12 protein-coding genes are annotated in these 15,370 nt (G+C 63.9%); 7 read left to right on the top strand and 5 right to left on the bottom strand.

What is annotated here, in order from left to right; genetic code table 11:
- Window positions 1-110 precede the first annotated feature (110 nt).
- Genes JJ959_RS03940 through JJ959_RS03925 form a run of 4 tightly spaced genes read left to right on the top strand, consistent with a single transcriptional unit; the run spans window position 111 to window position 3,465 of the window.
- Entirely contained in the window at window positions 111-779 is a 669-nt protein-coding gene (locus JJ959_RS03940; RefSeq protein ID WP_292879967.1) for a haloacid dehalogenase type II, read from the top strand.
- Between the two features lie 2 nt (window positions 780-781).
- Window positions 782-1,456, top strand: coding sequence for a GntR family transcriptional regulator (locus JJ959_RS03935; protein WP_292879966.1), 675 nt, complete (start codon window positions 782-784; stop codon window positions 1,454-1,456).
- Entirely contained in the window at window positions 1,453-2,289 is an 837-nt protein-coding gene (locus tag JJ959_RS03930; RefSeq protein ID WP_292879965.1) for a GNAT family N-acetyltransferase, read from the top strand. The genes JJ959_RS03935 and JJ959_RS03930 overlap by 4 nt, the downstream gene beginning before the upstream one ends.
- Window positions 2,290-2,298: 9 nt before the next feature.
- Entirely contained in the window at window positions 2,299-3,465 is a 1,167-nt protein-coding gene (locus JJ959_RS03925; RefSeq protein ID WP_292879964.1) for an FAD-dependent oxidoreductase, read from the top strand.
- 4 nt (window positions 3,466-3,469) lie between these two features.
- Here the strand turns inward: JJ959_RS03925 and JJ959_RS03920 are convergent, their stop codons facing one another.
- From JJ959_RS03920 to JJ959_RS03900, 5 genes are all read right to left on the bottom strand, one after another.
- Window positions 3,470-4,837 carry a trehalose-6-phosphate synthase gene (locus JJ959_RS03920; protein WP_292879963.1) on the bottom strand — a complete coding sequence of 456 codons (1,368 nt, stop codon included), beginning with the start codon at window positions 4,835-4,837 and terminating at the stop codon, window positions 3,470-3,472.
- On the bottom strand, window positions 4,834-6,621 hold the full coding sequence (locus tag JJ959_RS03915; protein ID WP_292879962.1) for a glycoside hydrolase family 15 protein: 1,788 nt from the start codon (window positions 6,619-6,621) through the stop codon (window positions 4,834-4,836). Before JJ959_RS03915 ends, JJ959_RS03920 begins: the two co-directional genes overlap by 4 nt.
- On the bottom strand, window positions 6,618-7,385 hold the full coding sequence (gene otsB / locus JJ959_RS03910; RefSeq protein ID WP_292879961.1) for a trehalose-phosphatase: 768 nt from the start codon (window positions 7,383-7,385) through the stop codon (window positions 6,618-6,620). The genes JJ959_RS03915 and otsB overlap by 4 nt, the downstream gene beginning before the upstream one ends.
- A gap of 117 nt (window positions 7,386-7,502) precedes the next feature.
- Window positions 7,503-8,156: a PAS domain-containing protein gene (locus tag JJ959_RS03905; RefSeq protein ID WP_292879960.1), complete on the bottom strand. Its 654-nt coding sequence runs from the start codon at window positions 8,154-8,156 to the stop codon at window positions 7,503-7,505.
- Window positions 8,157-8,249: 93 nt separating this feature from the next.
- Complete coding sequence (locus JJ959_RS03900; protein WP_292879959.1) at window positions 8,250-9,842, bottom strand: protoglobin domain-containing protein; 1,593 nt, start codon at window positions 9,840-9,842, stop codon at window positions 8,250-8,252.
- 523 nt (window positions 9,843-10,365) lie between these two features.
- Between JJ959_RS03900 and JJ959_RS03895 the strand changes: the two genes are divergently transcribed.
- The 3 genes from JJ959_RS03895 to JJ959_RS03885 all read left to right on the top strand — a co-directional run bounded on the left by JJ959_RS03895 (window position 10,366) and on the right by JJ959_RS03885 (window position 15,370).
- On the top strand, window positions 10,366-10,959 hold the full coding sequence (locus JJ959_RS03895; RefSeq protein WP_292879958.1) for a TetR/AcrR family transcriptional regulator: 594 nt from the start codon (window positions 10,366-10,368) through the stop codon (window positions 10,957-10,959).
- An 85-nt stretch (window positions 10,960-11,044) separates the two neighbouring features.
- The gene (locus tag JJ959_RS03890) at window positions 11,045-12,232 is read left to right on the top strand and encodes an efflux RND transporter periplasmic adaptor subunit (RefSeq protein WP_292879957.1); all 1,188 of its coding nucleotides are present in this window, start codon (window positions 11,045-11,047) and stop codon (window positions 12,230-12,232) included.
- A gap of 12 nt (window positions 12,233-12,244) precedes the next feature.
- Window positions 12,245-15,370 (top strand): efflux RND transporter permease subunit, encoded by a 3,126-nt coding sequence (locus tag JJ959_RS03885; protein ID WP_292879956.1) that lies wholly within the window; start codon window positions 12,245-12,247, stop codon window positions 15,368-15,370.

Here is a 15,370-nt window from a genome sequence, read left to right as displayed (position 1 = left end):
AGCACGCGGCGAAGCGCTTTCAGACTTCTCAGGGCGTTGTTTGTCATATTGTTGACAATCCAACAAATGAGACCGATCTTCCCTGAAACGATCCCCTGTCAGGACACGAAATGCCTTCTGCCGATATCCGCTACATCTCGTTCGACTGTTACGGAACACTCACGAATTTCCGGGTCGGCGACGTTACCCGCCTGCGCTTCGAGCAGCATGTCGACGCTGCCTCCATGCCAGCCTTTCTGGAGGATTTCACCGCATACCGATTCGACGAGGTTCTCGGCGACTGGAAGCCCTATCCGGAGGTTCTGCACAGGGCCCTCGAGCGTACTTGCGAACGTTGGGGACTAGCATTCCAACCGGAAGATGCCGATGCCATCGTCGAGGCGGTGCCGACCTGGGGCCCGCACCCGGATGTTCCGGCGCCCCTCGCCCGGGTCGCCGGGAAGCTTCCGCTCGTCATCCTGTCCAACGCCGCCGACAGCCAGATCCAGTCCAATGTCGACCTGCTCGGAGCGCCGTTCCACGCGATCCTGACCGCCGAGCAGGCCCAGGCCTACAAACCGCGCCTCCAGGCTTTCGAGTACATGTTCGACACGCTCGGCTGTGGCCCGGAGCATTTCATGCATGTTTCCTCCAGCCTGCGGTACGACCTGATGTCGGCGAGCGATCTCAGGATCGGGCGGCGCGTTTTCGTCGAGCGCGGGCACGGTCCGGGCAATCCGGCCTATGGCTACCAGGCGATCCCCGATCTCGGCGGCCTGCCCGCCCTGTTGGGCCTCTAGGCATGGCGGCCTCACAGCGCATCGAGCGGGTCACGCTTCCGACACAGATCGCGGACCGGCTCCGCGCCGGCATCCTTGAAGGAACCTACGAGGGCGGCAGCCAGCTTCTGGAGACCGAGATCGCGCTCGCCTTCGGCGTGAGCCGCGGCCCGCTGCGCGAAGCGATGCAGAGACTGGTCCAGGAAGGTCTCCTGCGGAGCGAGCCGCATCGCGGGGTCTTCGTGACGGAGGTCGGCGAGGAGGATCTGCGCGATCTCTTCTTCGTGCGCGCTGCGCTTGAGACGACGGCCATCCGGAAGATTTACGAGAGCGGAGGCCGTGTGAGAACGGCCGATGAACTGAACCGCATCGCCCGGCAGATGGACAAGGCGATGAAGTCCGGCGACCGGGTTTCCGGCGGCGACCTCGATTTCGAGTTCCACAAGGCTCTGGTCGACGGAGCGGGTAGCAAACGGCTCTCGCGAAGCTATGCCTCCGTCCAGACGGAAACCCGACTCTGCCTGCATCGCCTGATGGGCGGCTACCGCAGCAGCAGGGATCTCGCCGACGAGCATTTCCGGCTCGCCGAGCTGATCCGGACGGCAGAACTCGAGGAAGTCCTGGGCGAACTCGACCGGCATTTCGGCGACCCGGCCGAGGTCATGAAGCGCGTCCGCACACGGGAGCAGCGGCAATGACCGGCCGGGAGTCCTCCTTCGATCCCGTGCGCATGGCCGATCTCGACCGGATCATGGAACTGGTCCGCGCCGTCGCCTGGCCCCACCGGCGCGAGGATATCGCCCAGTTCATCCGCCTCGGAGGCGGCCGGATCGCGCGGGACGAAAAGGGAGGTCGCGCGCTCGCCACCGGCCTCTGGTGGACGTTCGACGACACCCTCGCAAGGATCGGTCTCGTGATCGTCGCGCCGGAGGCCCAGGGACGCGGTATCGGACGACGTCTGGTCGAGACCCTCCTCGAGGATGTCTCGCCGAGGCCGATCGTCCTGCTTGCGACCGAAGCGGGGCTGCCGCTCTATGAGAAACTCGGTTTCGCCGCGTTCGACCGGTCGGTGCAGTATCAGGGCACCTACACGGGCGACCCAATTCAGGATCCGCGCATTTCGAGAGTCGCTGCCGGCGCAATCGAGGAAATCGCGGAAATCGACGCCGCAGCTTTCGGTGCCCTTAGAGGCGACATGCTGCGCGACCTCGCCGAAACCGGCAGCGTGGCGGTCCTGACCGAGAACGGGCAGATCAGCGGATACGCGATGGCCCGCGCCTTCGGCCGCGGCACCGTCATCGGTCCGCTCGTCGCGGCAACGGAGGACGATGCGCTTGCCCTCTTCAGAACCCTCGCCCGGCCGGGCTTTGTCAGGATCGACTGCCCGGCAGACGCCTCCACACTGATCGAATACCTTCAAACGGCCGGCCTGGAAGATGTCGGCGCGTCGCCGGTCATGGTCCGCGGCGGCTGGACGCCGCCAAGCGGTCCCGCCCGCATCTTCGGGCTTGCCAGCCACGCGCTCGGATAGGAGACATACATGGACAGGATCGCCGTGATCGGACGCGGCATGATCGGCAGCGCCGCCGCCCGCCACCTCGCCAGCATGACGGACGGGATCGTCCTGATCGGCCCGGACGAGCCGGCGAACTACGCCGCGCATGACGGCGTCTTTGCGAGCCATTACGACGAAGGCAGGATGACCCGGATCTCGGATGGGGATCCGGACTGGGCCGTCACATCGAAACGCTCCATCGAACGCTACGGGGAGATCGAAGCCGAGAGCGGGATCCCGTTCTTCACCAATTCGGGCTATCTCGGCATTTCAACCGGCAGCTCGGATTATCTGGACCGGGCCGAGAGCGCCGGCCGCGCCCTCGGAGCGGATCTGAAGCGGTTCGACGCGTCCGAGATCCGGTCACGGTTTCCCTTTCTCTCCCTCCCCGACGCAAGCTCCGGCCTGCATGAAGACCGGAATGCCGGCCATGTCAGTCCGCGCGCCATGGTCGCGGCACAGACGGAAGCGGCACGCAAACGCGGCGCGGAAATCGACCGCCGGCGTGTGACCGGACTTAGGGCCACTTCCGGCGGCGTCGAAATCGAGACCGACAGCGGCGCGGTTCGCCGCGCCGAAAAGGCGCTGGTCGCCACGGGTGCCTTCACCGACGCCTGCGGGCTCTCGCCGACGGACCTCAGACTGCGGGTCTTCGGACGCACCGTTTTGCTGGCCCGCATCGACGGCGAGCTTAGCGAACATTTCGCAGCGATGCCAACCATGGGACACGCCGAAAGCGGTGCCTATCTGCTGCCGCCGATCCGCTATCCGGACGGACACACCTACCTCAAGATCGGCATCGGATCGGTGGAAGACCCAAACCTCCGTTCCCTCGACGATCTGCAACACTGGTTCAAGGCCGACGGCATCGAGGAGAACCGGATCCGGTTCCGGAGCTTCCTGCTCGACCTCATGCCGCGTCTCGCCGAATGCCGGGACTGGCACAGCCGGAGCTGCGCCGTGACCTGGACCGCGACCGGTCTGCCATACATCGATCACGTGCTGGACGACCGGATCGCGGTGGCCGTCGGCGGCAACGGCAAGGGCGCAAAATCCTCCGACGACTGGGGCTGGATCGCGGCTCAGCTGATCTCGGGCTGCGACTGGGAGCACCCGATCGACCGCGCGCGTCTGCGCATTCCGCAAAGCTGACCGGTCACGCCCCGCGCAAGGCCTCGAGAAAGCGACGGCGCCAGTTCTGCAGGTCGTTCTTTCGCAGGACCGCCATCATCGACTGGTAGCGTTCGATGCGGTCGCCGAGCGGCATCCGCAGGGCCGTCTGCAGGCCCTCCATCATGCCTTCCTCGTCGAACGGATTCACGATGACGGCACCGTCGAGTTCGGCCGCGGCGCCGGCAAACTCGGAGAGCACGAGCACGCCGGGATCAACTGGATCCTGGGAGGCGACATATTCCTTTGCCACGAGGTTCATCCCGTCGCGCAGAGGTGTGACATAGCCGACCTGAGCGATGCGGAAGAAACCGGCCAGCACATCGCGGCGGTAGCTCTTGTTCAGGTACCGGATCGGCACCCAGTCGAACTCGGCGAACTGCCCGTTGATATGCCCCGCCATACCTTCAAGCACCTGCCTGATTTCGCGGTAGCTCTGGACATCGCCGCGGGACGGCGGCGCGATCTGCATGAGCGTCACGCTGCCGCGATTTTCCGGATAATTCGTCAACAGACGCTCGTAGCTCGCGAAGCGCTTGTCGAGGCCCTTGGAATAATCCAGCCGCTCGACACCGATGATCAGCTGCTTGCCGCCGAGCGACCGCACGAGCTGCCGCGCCCGGTTCGAACGCATGGCCTTCTCAGCCGCCTCCGCCATCTCGTCCGGGCGGATGGAAATGGGAAAGGCCTGCACCCGCGCGGTCTTGCCGAATGCGGTCGCCCGGTTGCCGCGCACCGTGCCGCCGCTGAGCCGGCGGACATATTCCAAGAGGTTGCGGGCGTCATTTTCGGTCTGGAAGCCGATGACGTCGTAGTCGAACAGCGCGCGGACGATCTCCTCGTGCTCGCTGCAGGCACGGAGCATGTCCGGCGGCGGAAACGGGGTGTGCAGGAAGAACCCCATACGGTTCTCCAGCCCCATGCGCTTCAGTTCCCGGCCGAGCACGAAGAGATGGTAGTCGTGCACCCAGATCAGATCGTCCGGCCTCAGCAACGGCGCCAGATGGTTCGCATAGAGTTCGTTGACCCGCCGGTAGCCTTCGGCATGGGCCCTCGAATACTGCATCACGTTCAGCCGGTAATGCAGCAGCGGCCACAGCGTCGAGTTGGCATAGCCGACATAGAAATCATTGTAGTCCTTGCGGGAGAGCGGCATGGTCGCGCGGGCGAACCGCTTGCCTTCCTCGACCGTGACGCGGATCGGCCCGTTATTCTCGATCTTCCCGTTCCAGCCGAACCAGAGCCCTTCCGTCTTCGCGAAGGCTTCCTCGACCGCGACGGAGAGCCCGCCGGCGGATGCCTTGCCCTCCTCGACCGGCGCAACCCTGTTGGAGACGACAACGAGACGGCTCAAAACGCATCCTCCCATTTCCGGCTGAGACGCATGGCGCATTTGATCATGCCGACCATGGAATAGGTCTGCGGGAAATTGCCCCAGAGCTCGCCGGTTTCCGGATCGACATCCTCGGAAAGCAGCCCGAGCTTGTTGCGGCAGGCAAGGATGCCCCCGAACATCTCCCGCGCCTCGGCTTCGCGCCCGGTGACCGCCAACGCCTCGATGAACCAGAAGGTGCAGACGTTGAACGCGGTTTCGGGCACGCCGAAATCGTCCGGCGCGATGTAGCGGAAGAGATGATCTCCCTTGCGGAGCTGCTTCTCGATCATCGCCACCGTGCCGACGAAGCGCGGGTCCTTGCCGTCATGAAAGCCGAGCTCATGCATGAGCAGCAGGCTCGCATCCATCTGGTCGCCGCCGAAGGTGGAGACGTAGCTGCCGAGCTCCTCGTTCCAGGCCTCTTCCATGATGCGGCGGCGCATTTCCGAAGCATGCTGGCGCCAGGCCGCCGCTTCCGCCGAATGACCAATCCTGTCCGCGATGCGGCCAAGCCGGTCCGCAGCCGCCCAGCACATCAGTGCCGAAAAGGTGTGGACCGAGGCGATGGTCCTGAGCTCCCAGATCCCGGCATCCGGCTTGTCGAATTTCTGCACCGCCATCTGTCCGAGCTTGGCAAGCTCGCGGTAGAGATCTTCGTTCCCGGGACGGCCGATCCGGCTGTCGAAGAAACTCTGCGCCGCCGCGAGGATGACCGCGCCGTAGACGTCGTTCTGGATCTGCGTATAGGCCGCGTTGCCGACCCGGACCGGCCCGTTGCCGCGATATCCGGCAAGTCCCTCGACGGTGAACTCGTCGAGTTTGTGCGCGAGCGAGAGGCCGTAGAGCGGCTGCAGGTCCTCGCTCCCGACATTCACGGCGATGTTGCTGATATAATTGAGATAACGTTCCAGCGTCTTGGTCGCGGAGAGACGGTTCAGGGCATGAACGACGAAATAGGCATCACGCAGCCAGCAGAGCCGGTAGTCCCAGTTCCGTTCGCTGCCCGCCGCCTCCGGCACCGATGTTGTCATCGCCGCGACGATGGCACCGGTTTCCTCGAAGGTACTCAGTTTCAGTGTGATCGCCGAGCGGATGACAACGTCCTGCCACTCGTAGGGAATGGAGAGCGCGCGGCTCCATTCGCGCCAGTAGCTGTCCGTCCGTTCCCGGAAAGTCCGTGCCGTCTCCGCCAATGAACTGGTCAGGCTTTCGTCCGGGCCGAGCATCATGCTGAGCGGCTGGTCGAGCAGGAACCAGGTCTCCTCGAGCAGGTAGGAGATCGTCGCATCCGTCGTCAGGCGCATGGTCAGATCCGGCCCGACGAAGCGGACATGGTTCGAGCCGCGCGTGATCGTCGGCCGGCCCGAGCCGTAATCGACGGTCGGGCGAATCCGAACCCGGACCTTCGGGCTGCCGGAAACCGGCCGGAGCTGACGCACGATCATCGTCGGATGGAACATCCGGTCGAAGTTGCGGAAACGCGGGCAGAAATCGACAATATCGAGAGACGCACCGTCGCGGTCGGTCAAGGTCGTAACGAGGACCGCGCTGTTTCGCTCGTAACGTTGGCTGGAGGAGGCGAAATTGGCAATCTCGACCTGCCAGAAGCCGCGCTCCGCAGCCTGTTCTTCATTTGCCAGCAGCGCCGAGAAGAACGGATCGCCGTCAAAGCGCGGCAGACAACACCACTGGATCGTCCCGGTTTCGCCAATGAGGGCGCTGATCGCACAATTTCCGATCATTCCGAGTTCGAGCGTGCTCATGAAGCGGTCCTTCTTTCGCGATCGAGGAGTTGTGCCAGCCAGTCATGGACGGCTGCCGGCGAGGCCAGTCTGTAGCGGGCTTCGGTGACGGCGTCCGCTGGTCCGACATGGATCGAGATGCCGCCACGCGCATTGCACACCCTGAATCCGTCCTCGTCGGTAACATCGTCGCCGATAAAGCAGGGGCGTCTGCCGGCGAACGGCGCGTCCGCCAGGAAGGCTTCGACCGCGGCCCCCTTGTTGGCGACGGCCGGCTTGACCTCGACCACCATCTTGCCCTGGAGCAGCGTCAGCAGGTCGCCCGCTTCCGCGACCGCGACCGCAAGGGCTTTGACAACTTCCGGTCCAAGGTCCGGCGCGGCCCGGTAATGCACAGCGATGGCTTCCCCCTTGTCTTCGATCCGGAGATCAACGTGCCGGGTCGCGAGTTGTTCCGCCGAGGCGCGCACTTTGGTCAGCGCATGTTTTAGAGCCGTGCGCTCGGGAGTATTGGGGCGGGTACCGCCGCGAAGTTCCAGTCCGTGGACGCCGGCCGCCGCGACCTGCGGCAGGGCGAGGTGACGGTCGAGGTCTGCGAGACTGCGGCCGGTGACCACAGCGAGAGCCCCTTCGGCGGCAAGGCTGAATGCGGAGAGCAGCTCCGACAGACCGTCGGAGACCCGGATCGCCTCGGGACGGGGCGCGATATCGACCAGCGTTCCGTCAAAATCGAGGAAATAGGCCCAGTCCGCTTGCGGCGGCGGAGGCAGCAGATCTTCGCTCATGACCTCGCATGTTCGGCAGGTGACGGCTCTGGATATCTTGTTAACGATACTAACAAAGAGCCGTCCCGAGGCAACCGGGCGCGGACCAGCGACTTGCCGATCGCCCCGAAAACCCGGTTATCGGTTCCGGTAAATCAGGCTTCGTGCCGCGGCTCCGTCTCCGATGTCTCGCGGCTCGACGGGAATGTTGCCAACCATGAAGCCGTCACAACCGGACTCGCGCCGGCCATAAGGCAGGATGAGGCGGCGCCACGCCTTCGGCGAGAGCCATGCCGCCGAAACATGTTCGGAGTAAATCGGCCGGCAGGTCCGGTAAGCGGCGAGATAGCACGCACGGTAGAGCAGTGCCGAAGGCGTGCCGGTCTTCAGCGCAAGGTCGGAAACGGTCTGCCCGGTCCAGTCATTGCCCGCGTAGTCGGCAATCCCGGTGCCATAGACCCGGTACCGTGCGTCGAACCCGTCATCCAGGGGCTCGAGCATCATGATGTTCCCGATTGCCTGCCTGAGTTCGAGAATGTCGATATCCTTGCGCCCTGGCAGACAGCCGAGCGTCTCCTGCAGGTTAAGCCAGTAATCGAGCAGGAACTGGAGCTTTGGCTCGGGAAGGTCGCGCTTCTCGTCGGCGAACCAGAGTTCTGTGCATCGAGGGTCTATCGCCCCGAAAGACAGGCCAGCAACGATATGCCGGGCCGCCTCATCGATCCGCTCCTTCGACGGATCGTTGAATTCGGGCTCGACGTTCTGCTCGACCCGACCACGCTGCTCGGCCAACCCGTTGCTCCTCGTTACCGCCTGGCGGGATGCGGGCGGATACCATTTCTCGACCGCCTCTGACAACACGCGAACGTTCGGGGACGAAGCAGGTCAAACGATCTTGAGACTGACTTGTACCGGCGTTTTTCCGACGACCTCGATGTTCTCGCCACGACCGAACGATCCGGAGAGAATTTTACCGGTGGCTCCAATTCTGATGCCGCTCGTGTCCATCCTGACGGACAGGCCCTTTGACGAATGATCCTTCATATTCCCCTCGAAGACCGTGCCTTCAATCTCGAGAGAGACCGGTTCGGAACGCTCGCTGCGGTCTTCGCTGCGCCGGTCGGCGCGACGGATCTTCTCGATGAAGTCCCCGCTTTCGCTTTTCAGTTCGCCTGCCTGTTCGGTGACATAGGACGCAGACTCCGAGACCATTTCCGACAATTCCGCCGATCTGGTGACGGATTCCTCGGCCGCCCGTACCGCCTGTTGCACTTCGGCCGTGCCCCGATGCGCCTCGGCGGCACTCTGCGATATCTCCCTGGTAACCGCATCCTGCTCCTCGACGGCGGCGGAAATCGCCGCGGAGGAATCTCCCACCTTGGCCATCGCGGCCGAAATATTCTCGATCCCGTTGCGGGTCTCCTCGGCGACCTGCTGCATGCCGGAAATCTGCTCGGAGATCTCGTCCGTCGCGCTCGACGTCTGGTTGGCCAGAGCCTTCACCTCGGAAGCGACGACGGCGAATCCCTTCCCGGCCTCACCCGCACGCGCGGCCTCGATCGTGGCATTGAGAGCCAGCAGATTGGTCTGTTCGGCAATGTCCTGGATCAGGCTGACGACACCGGAAATCTTCGCCGCCGCCTGATTAAGCCCTTCCACCGTCAGTTTCGTGTTGTCCACCGCCGTGGAGGCCTCGCGCGCGATCTTGTTGGACTCCGAAAGCTGGTGCGAGATCTCGCCGATCGAGGCGGAAAGTTCCTCGGCGGCGGATGCAACGCTCTGCACATTCTCGCTCGCCTGCGCCGCACCACGGGAGGCATCCTTGGTCAGTTCCAGACAGTTGCGCGCCCCCGCGGTCATGCTTGCCGATCTTTCGGAGAGCTGGGATGCCGACTCCATGAGATTGTCGGACACGCCCGTGATCGAGACCTGGAACTGATCCGAGAGCGCCTCGAGACGCTTGTGGAAATCGTTCGACTGCTCTTCCAGATAGACGGAAATGGCGAGGTCCATGTCGAGCATCACAGCCTTGTCGATCGCCTGCACCAGCGCCACCGCTTTCTTCGCCGCGCCATCACGGCGCCAGCCGGACATGCAATGCTCGATCGCAAGCCGATGCAGTTCAGTTGTTGCCGCCGCATAGCCGCCGATGTACCAGCGCGGTTCAAGTCCGAGACGATTGTGAACGCGCCCGATGCGCTGGATCGAGTCGAAGTATTCGGTTCCGAACTCCCCGGAAAAAAGACGTTTCCAGTGACTGCTCTGGCCTTCCCGCGCGTGCCGTACACGTTCGTCCGACACGAACATTTCAGCCAGTTGGGGCACGGTCAGCACATGGTCGTAAAACTTGTCGAGAATAGCGCTCAGATTCCGATCGAGCACCGGGCGGAAATCCCGCAGCAGGGCTCGCACATTCTTATCGATCTGCATGAAGGAAATGCGGTCATCGGTATTCAGCGACGCGTGGCCAATATCCATCTCGAACTCCAACCCGACGTTGATCCCAACGATTACCATTAATAGTTTCTAAAGTTTATATTTTAGTTAACGCAATTTTCATGAACTTGGAAATTAACCACATATAAAATAACAAAAATCTTCCTCACCCCGCACAAAAGATGATCGAGATCAACAACTTACAGGTGTGATTTAGAAATTATACCAATTCCGGAAAAGTGGACTTCGTATTCCGGTATTCCCGAAGTTGAACCGCCGCGATCAGACAAATCGGGCCGATCAAAACCGGCCCGAATGAAATTGCGCTTCCATGCGGACCCGGCCTTTCGAGGCCTTACCGCTAGACGTCGCCCCCCGCCGTGCAGAAGCTGTATATGCGCAAGGAGAATGGGCCGTCTGCACCGCTCTCCCGTTCTATCGGTCAAGTTCTCCGAATAGGCACATCCTGGCGTGACCAGGATCATTTTTTGCAGGTGCGAAGGTTGACTTCTGCCAAGCCATAATTATTTTCCGTCCGGTTGGAAATTAATTACCCGGAACGAAAATGGTCGGACGACCGCGAACGATCGACAGAGAAACCGTGCTGGATGCCGCCCAGACCGTCGCGGCGCGCGATGGCGCGGCCTACATGACCCTGGAGGCGGTGGCGACCGAGGCCGGCATCAGCAAGGCCAGCGTGCTATACGATTACAAGAACAAGCAGGCCCTGATGAAGGCTGTGATCGAGCGGCGGATCGCGGCGGAAGACGCGCGCATCGAGGAGATCCAGAACCGCCTCGGCCCGAATGAACCCAATGCGGCGATCCGAGCGCGCCTGATCGCTGAATCCCGCGAGCTTTCGGACGAGGATCGGGCCGTCGCCCTAAGCCTGTGCGCCTCTGTCGCCGGCGATACCGACCTCCGGGCGCCGGTGCGCGAAATGATGGCGCGGCGCGTGGCCCGCGTGCGCGACACCTCGGAAAACCCGCGTGGCGCGATGCTGGCCTTCCTCGCCATCGAGGGCCTTAAGGCGCTCGAATGGCTCAGCCTCTATGAATGGCCGAGCGACGAGCGCCGCAAGCTGATGTTCGAGATCCACTGGCTCGTGGATCAGAAACCCGAACAAATTCCCTGCGACGAGGCAACGGATTCCATCTGACATTCCGTTTCCGATCAGGGCACCAAGACAACCTTACCGGCCGTTCCGTCCTGCGATCGACCCGGCCCCCTTACAGGAGCACACAATGCCTTCCGCAAAGCACTTTCGGACCTTTGCCGTTGCGCTCTCCGCGATTCTCCTTGTCTCCGCCTGCGACGAGGCTGCGGAGAACAAACAGGCGGCTGCACCGCAGGCGCGGCCCGCAATGCCTGTCGGCACGATCGTCGTTGCCGCGGAAGACATTCCGATCGTCAACGACCTGCCCGGCCGCATCGCCCCGACGGAGATCGCGGAAGTCCGTCCGCGGGTCTCCGGCCTCGTGATCAAGCGGATCTTCCAGCAAGGCGCAGTGGTCGAGGCGGGCGACGTGCTTTACCGGATCGATCCGGCCCCGTTCAAGGTTCAGGTCGACAGCGCACGCGCCACGCTGGCCCGTGCCGAGGCAGTGCAGAAGCAGGCTCGGCTCGAGGCGGACCGGCAGAAGGAATTGCGCTCGCGGAAAGTCTCCAGCGCGCAGACGTTCGACAATGCGATCGCCGCCCTCGCGCAGGCTGACGCCGATGTCGCGGCGGCGCGGGCCGGCCTCGCGGCAGCCGAACTCGACCTGCAATATACCGAGGTCAGGGCACCGATCGGCGGGCGGATCGGCCGGGCGCTTGTGACCGAAGGCGCGCTGGTCGCGAGCACAAGCACGGAGCCGCTTGCGATCATCCGCCAGCTTGACCCGGTCTATGCCGACTTCACCCAGTCCGCCAAGCAGCTCCGCGCCCTTCGCGCAGGCATCAATGCGGGCAATGTCTCCCTCTCGGAGGACGGCGCGGCGACAATCCGCCTCAAGTTCGACGATGGCGCACCTTATCCATTGACCGGCCGCCTTCTCCTCCAGGAAAGCACCGTGGATTCGACAACGGGGCAGATCACGCTCCGCGGCGAATTTCCCAATCCGGACAACGCGCTGCTTCCCGGCATGTATGTCCGGGTGCAGATCGAGCAGGGGATCCGGCGCAATGCCGTCGCGGTCCCGCAGCAGGCGGTCCAGCGCGACACCGCCGGCAAGGCCCGTGTTTATGTCGTGAAGGACGACATGACGCTTGAGCTCCGGTACGTCGAGCTCGGCGCCATTACGGGGAATCGCTGGATCGTCGAGAGCGGCCTCGTCGTCGGCGAGCGGGTTGTCGTGGAAGGTTTCCAGAAGGTCCGTCCGGGTGCGCCTGTGGCGCCGAAGCCGTGGGAGCCGAAACCGCAACAGCAAGCCGCAGCCGGCAAGCAGTAAGGCACAGGGATCATGGCAAGTTTCTTCATCGACCGGCCGATCTTCGCCTGGGTCGTCGCGATCTTCATCATGCTGGCCGGCGTGATCGCGATTCCGTTCCTGCCCGTGGCGCAATATCCGAACGTCGCCCCGCCGCAGATCACCGTCAGCACCAGCTATCCGGGCGCCACGCCCGAGGACATGTACCGGAGCGTCACCCGTCCGATCGAGGATGAGCTGAACGGCGTGCCGGGCCTGCTCTATTTCGAGTCGACGTCCGACTCTTCGGGACAGATCAGCCTCACCGTCACCTTCGAGCCCGGCACCGACGTCGCCGAGGCGCAGGTCGAGGTGCAGAACCGGATCAGCCGTGTCGAGGCCCGCCTGCCCTCGTCGGTCTCCCGGCAGGGCATGCGGATCGAGCGCGCGGGCACCGGCTTCCTGCTCGTCATCACTCTGACCTCGACCGACGGCACGATGGACCAGATCGCGCTCGGCGACTATCTCAGCCGCAATGTCGAAGGCGAGATCCGGCGTATTGCCGGGGTCGGCAACACGCGTCTCTTCTCGACCCAGCAGGCGATGCGGATCTGGCTCGACCCGGACAAGATGCTCGGCCTCAGCCTGACGACCGAGGATGTGCTCAATGCGATCGAGGCGCAGAACGCCCAGGTCGCCGCCGGACGGATCGGCGCGAAGCCTGTCGAGGCCGGCCAGCAGATCGCAGCGAGCGTCCTGGTAAAAGGACAGCTCCGGACACCGGAGGAATTCGGCGCCATCGTGCTCCGGGCCGATATCGGCGGTGCCACGGTCCGGCTCCGGGACGTCGCGCGGATCGAGATCGGCGGCGAGTCCTACACTTCCGCCGCCAGGCTCGAGGGACAGCCCTCCGCCGCCATGGGTGTGCAGCTCACGCCCGACGGCAACGCACTCGAGACCGCAAAGGCGATCGAGGCGAAGATGGAGGAGCTGGCGCGCTACTTCCCGGACAGCGTCGAATACAAGATCCCCTACAACACCGCGCCATTCGTCGAGATCTCCATCGAGAAGGTGCTGAACACACTGATCGAGGCCATCGCTCTCGTCTTCGTGGTGATGTTCCTCTTCCTGCAGAGCTTCCGCTACACGGTGATCCCGACCCTCGTGGTTCCGGTCGCCCTGCTCGGCACCTGCGCGGTGATGTACGCGGCCGGCTTTTCGATCAACGTGCTGACCATGTTCGCCATGGTGCTCGCCATCGGCATCCTGGTGGACGACGCCATCGTCGTGGTCGAGAACGTCGAACGCATCATGAGCGAGGAAGGCCTCTCCCCGCGGGACGCCACGCGGAAGGCAATGAAGCAGATCACCGGCGCCGTCGTCGGCATCACGCTGGTGCTGACCGCCGTCTTCGTGCCGATGGCGTTCTTCCCCGGTGCCGTCGGTGTGATCTATCAGCAGTTCAGCCTGACCATGGTGGTCTCGATCCTGTTCTCGGGCTTCCTCGCCCTCTCGCTGACGCCGGCGCTCTGCGCCAGCTTCCTGAAGCCGGTCGAGGCCGGGCATTCCCACGCCAAGCGCGGTTTCTTCGGCTGGTTTAACCGGGGCTTCGACCGTACCGCACGCGGCTACAGTTCCGTCGTCGGGCGCATCGCGTCCCGCGCCGGGCGCTTCATGATCATCTACGGCGCCCTCGTCGCCGGGCTCGGCTGGGCCTGGGTGCAGCTGCCCAGCGCCTTCATTCCGAACGAGGACCAGGGCTATCTGCTGGTGAACATCCAGGCTCCGGCGGAGGCGAGCGCCAACCGGACGCTCAGCGTGATCGAGCAGGTCGAGGACGCCTTCATCGGACAGGAAGGCGTCAACACCATCGTCACCGTCTCCGGCTTCAGCTTCTCCGGTACCGGCGAGAATGCCGGCATTGCCTTCGTTCCGCTGAAAGACTGGAGCGAGCGCGGACCGGAAAACTCGGCGGCCGCCATTGCCGGACGGACCAACGGCCGGCTGTTCGGCATCAAGGATGCGCTTGTCTTCGCGCTCTCGCCGCCGCCGATCCGCGGCCTCGGCAATTCGAGCGGTTTCGATTTCCGCCTGCAGGATCGCGGCGGGCTCGGCCACACCGCTCTGGTCGAGGGCACCGGACGCCTGATGGCGGCGGCGCAGCAGAATCCGATCCTGACCGGGGTGCGGATCTCGGGCCTGCCGGACGCGCCGCAGATCAATCTCGTCGTGGACCGGGAGAAGGCGAACACCTTCGGCGTCACCTTCGCCGACATCAACAACACGATCTCGACCCATCTCGGCTCGAAATACGTCAACGACTTCCCGAATGCCGGGCGCATGCAGCGCGTGACCGTCCAGGCGGAACAGGCGACCCGCATGAAGACCGAGGAGATCCTGGACCTCACCGTGCGCAACACCCATGGCGGCATGGTGCCGCTCTCCAACTTCGCGACCGTGGAGTGGGAACAGGGCGCGGCCCAGGTGGTCGGCTACAACGGTTATCCGGCGATCCGGATCAGCGGCCAGGCGGCGGCGGGCTATTCCTCCGGCGAGGCGATTGCCGAGATGGAGCGGCTGGTCGCCGATCTCGGCCCCGGCTTCGGCTACGAGTGGACCGGCCAGTCGCTGCAGGAGATCCAGTCCGGCGCGCAGGCGCCGCTGCTGATCGGCCTCAGTGTGCTTTTCGTCTTCCTTCTGCTGGCGGCGCTCTACGAGAGCTGGTCGATCCCGCTTTCCGTCATGCTCGTGGTGCCGCTCGGGGCCATCGGCTCCGTCGCCGCCGTAATGGCCCGCGACATGCCGAACGACGTCTATTTCCTCGTCGGCCTGATCGCGATCATCGGGCTCTCGGCGAAGAACGCGATCCTGATCGTGGAGTTCGCCAAGGATCTCCGGGCCGAGGGCCAGTCGCTGCTCGATGCCACCGTCGAGGCGGCGCGGCTGCGCTTCCGGCCGATCCTGATGACCTCCCTCGCCTTCTCCTTCGGCGTGCTGCCGCTGGCGATCGCGACGGGCGCCAGCGCCGCGAGCCAGAACGCGATCGGCACCGGCGTGCTCGGCGGGATGATTTCGGCGACGGTTCTGGCGGTCTTCTTCGTGCCGGTCTTCTTCGTCTTCGTGATGAGGTTGTTCGGCCGGAAGAAGTCGGAAGAGACTGCAGCGGAAGCGGCGGAGTAA

The sequence above is a fragment of the Nisaea sp. genome, from assembly GCF_017640745.1.
Lineage (GTDB): Bacteria > Pseudomonadota > Alphaproteobacteria > Thalassobaculales > Thalassobaculaceae > Nisaea.
The sequence above is the reverse complement of the archived record's forward strand: the minus strand, read 5'-3'. Positions and strand labels throughout refer to the sequence as shown.

Coding starts and splice junctions, on each gene's coding strand:
- JJ959_RS03940 (WP_292879967.1), top strand. CDS start 111: ATGCCTTCTGCCGATATCCGCTACATCTCGTTCGACTGTTACGGAACA.
- JJ959_RS03935 (WP_292879966.1), top strand. CDS start 782: ATGGCGGCCTCACAGCGCATCGAGCGGGTCACGCTTCCGACACAGATC.
- JJ959_RS03930 (WP_292879965.1), top strand. CDS start 1,453: ATGACCGGCCGGGAGTCCTCCTTCGATCCCGTGCGCATGGCCGATCTC.
- JJ959_RS03925 (WP_292879964.1), top strand. CDS start 2,299: ATGGACAGGATCGCCGTGATCGGACGCGGCATGATCGGCAGCGCCGCC.
- JJ959_RS03915 (WP_292879962.1), bottom strand. CDS start 6,621: ATGAGCACGCTCGAACTCGGAATGATCGGAAATTGTGCGATCAGCGCC.
- otsB (WP_292879961.1), bottom strand. CDS start 7,385: ATGAGCGAAGATCTGCTGCCTCCGCCGCCGCAAGCGGACTGGGCCTAT.
- JJ959_RS03900 (WP_292879959.1), bottom strand. CDS start 9,842: ATGGATATTGGCCACGCGTCGCTGAATACCGATGACCGCATTTCCTTC.
- JJ959_RS03895 (WP_292879958.1), top strand. CDS start 10,366: ATGGTCGGACGACCGCGAACGATCGACAGAGAAACCGTGCTGGATGCC.
- JJ959_RS03890 (WP_292879957.1), top strand. CDS start 11,045: ATGCCTTCCGCAAAGCACTTTCGGACCTTTGCCGTTGCGCTCTCCGCG.
- JJ959_RS03885 (WP_292879956.1), top strand. CDS start 12,245: ATGGCAAGTTTCTTCATCGACCGGCCGATCTTCGCCTGGGTCGTCGCG.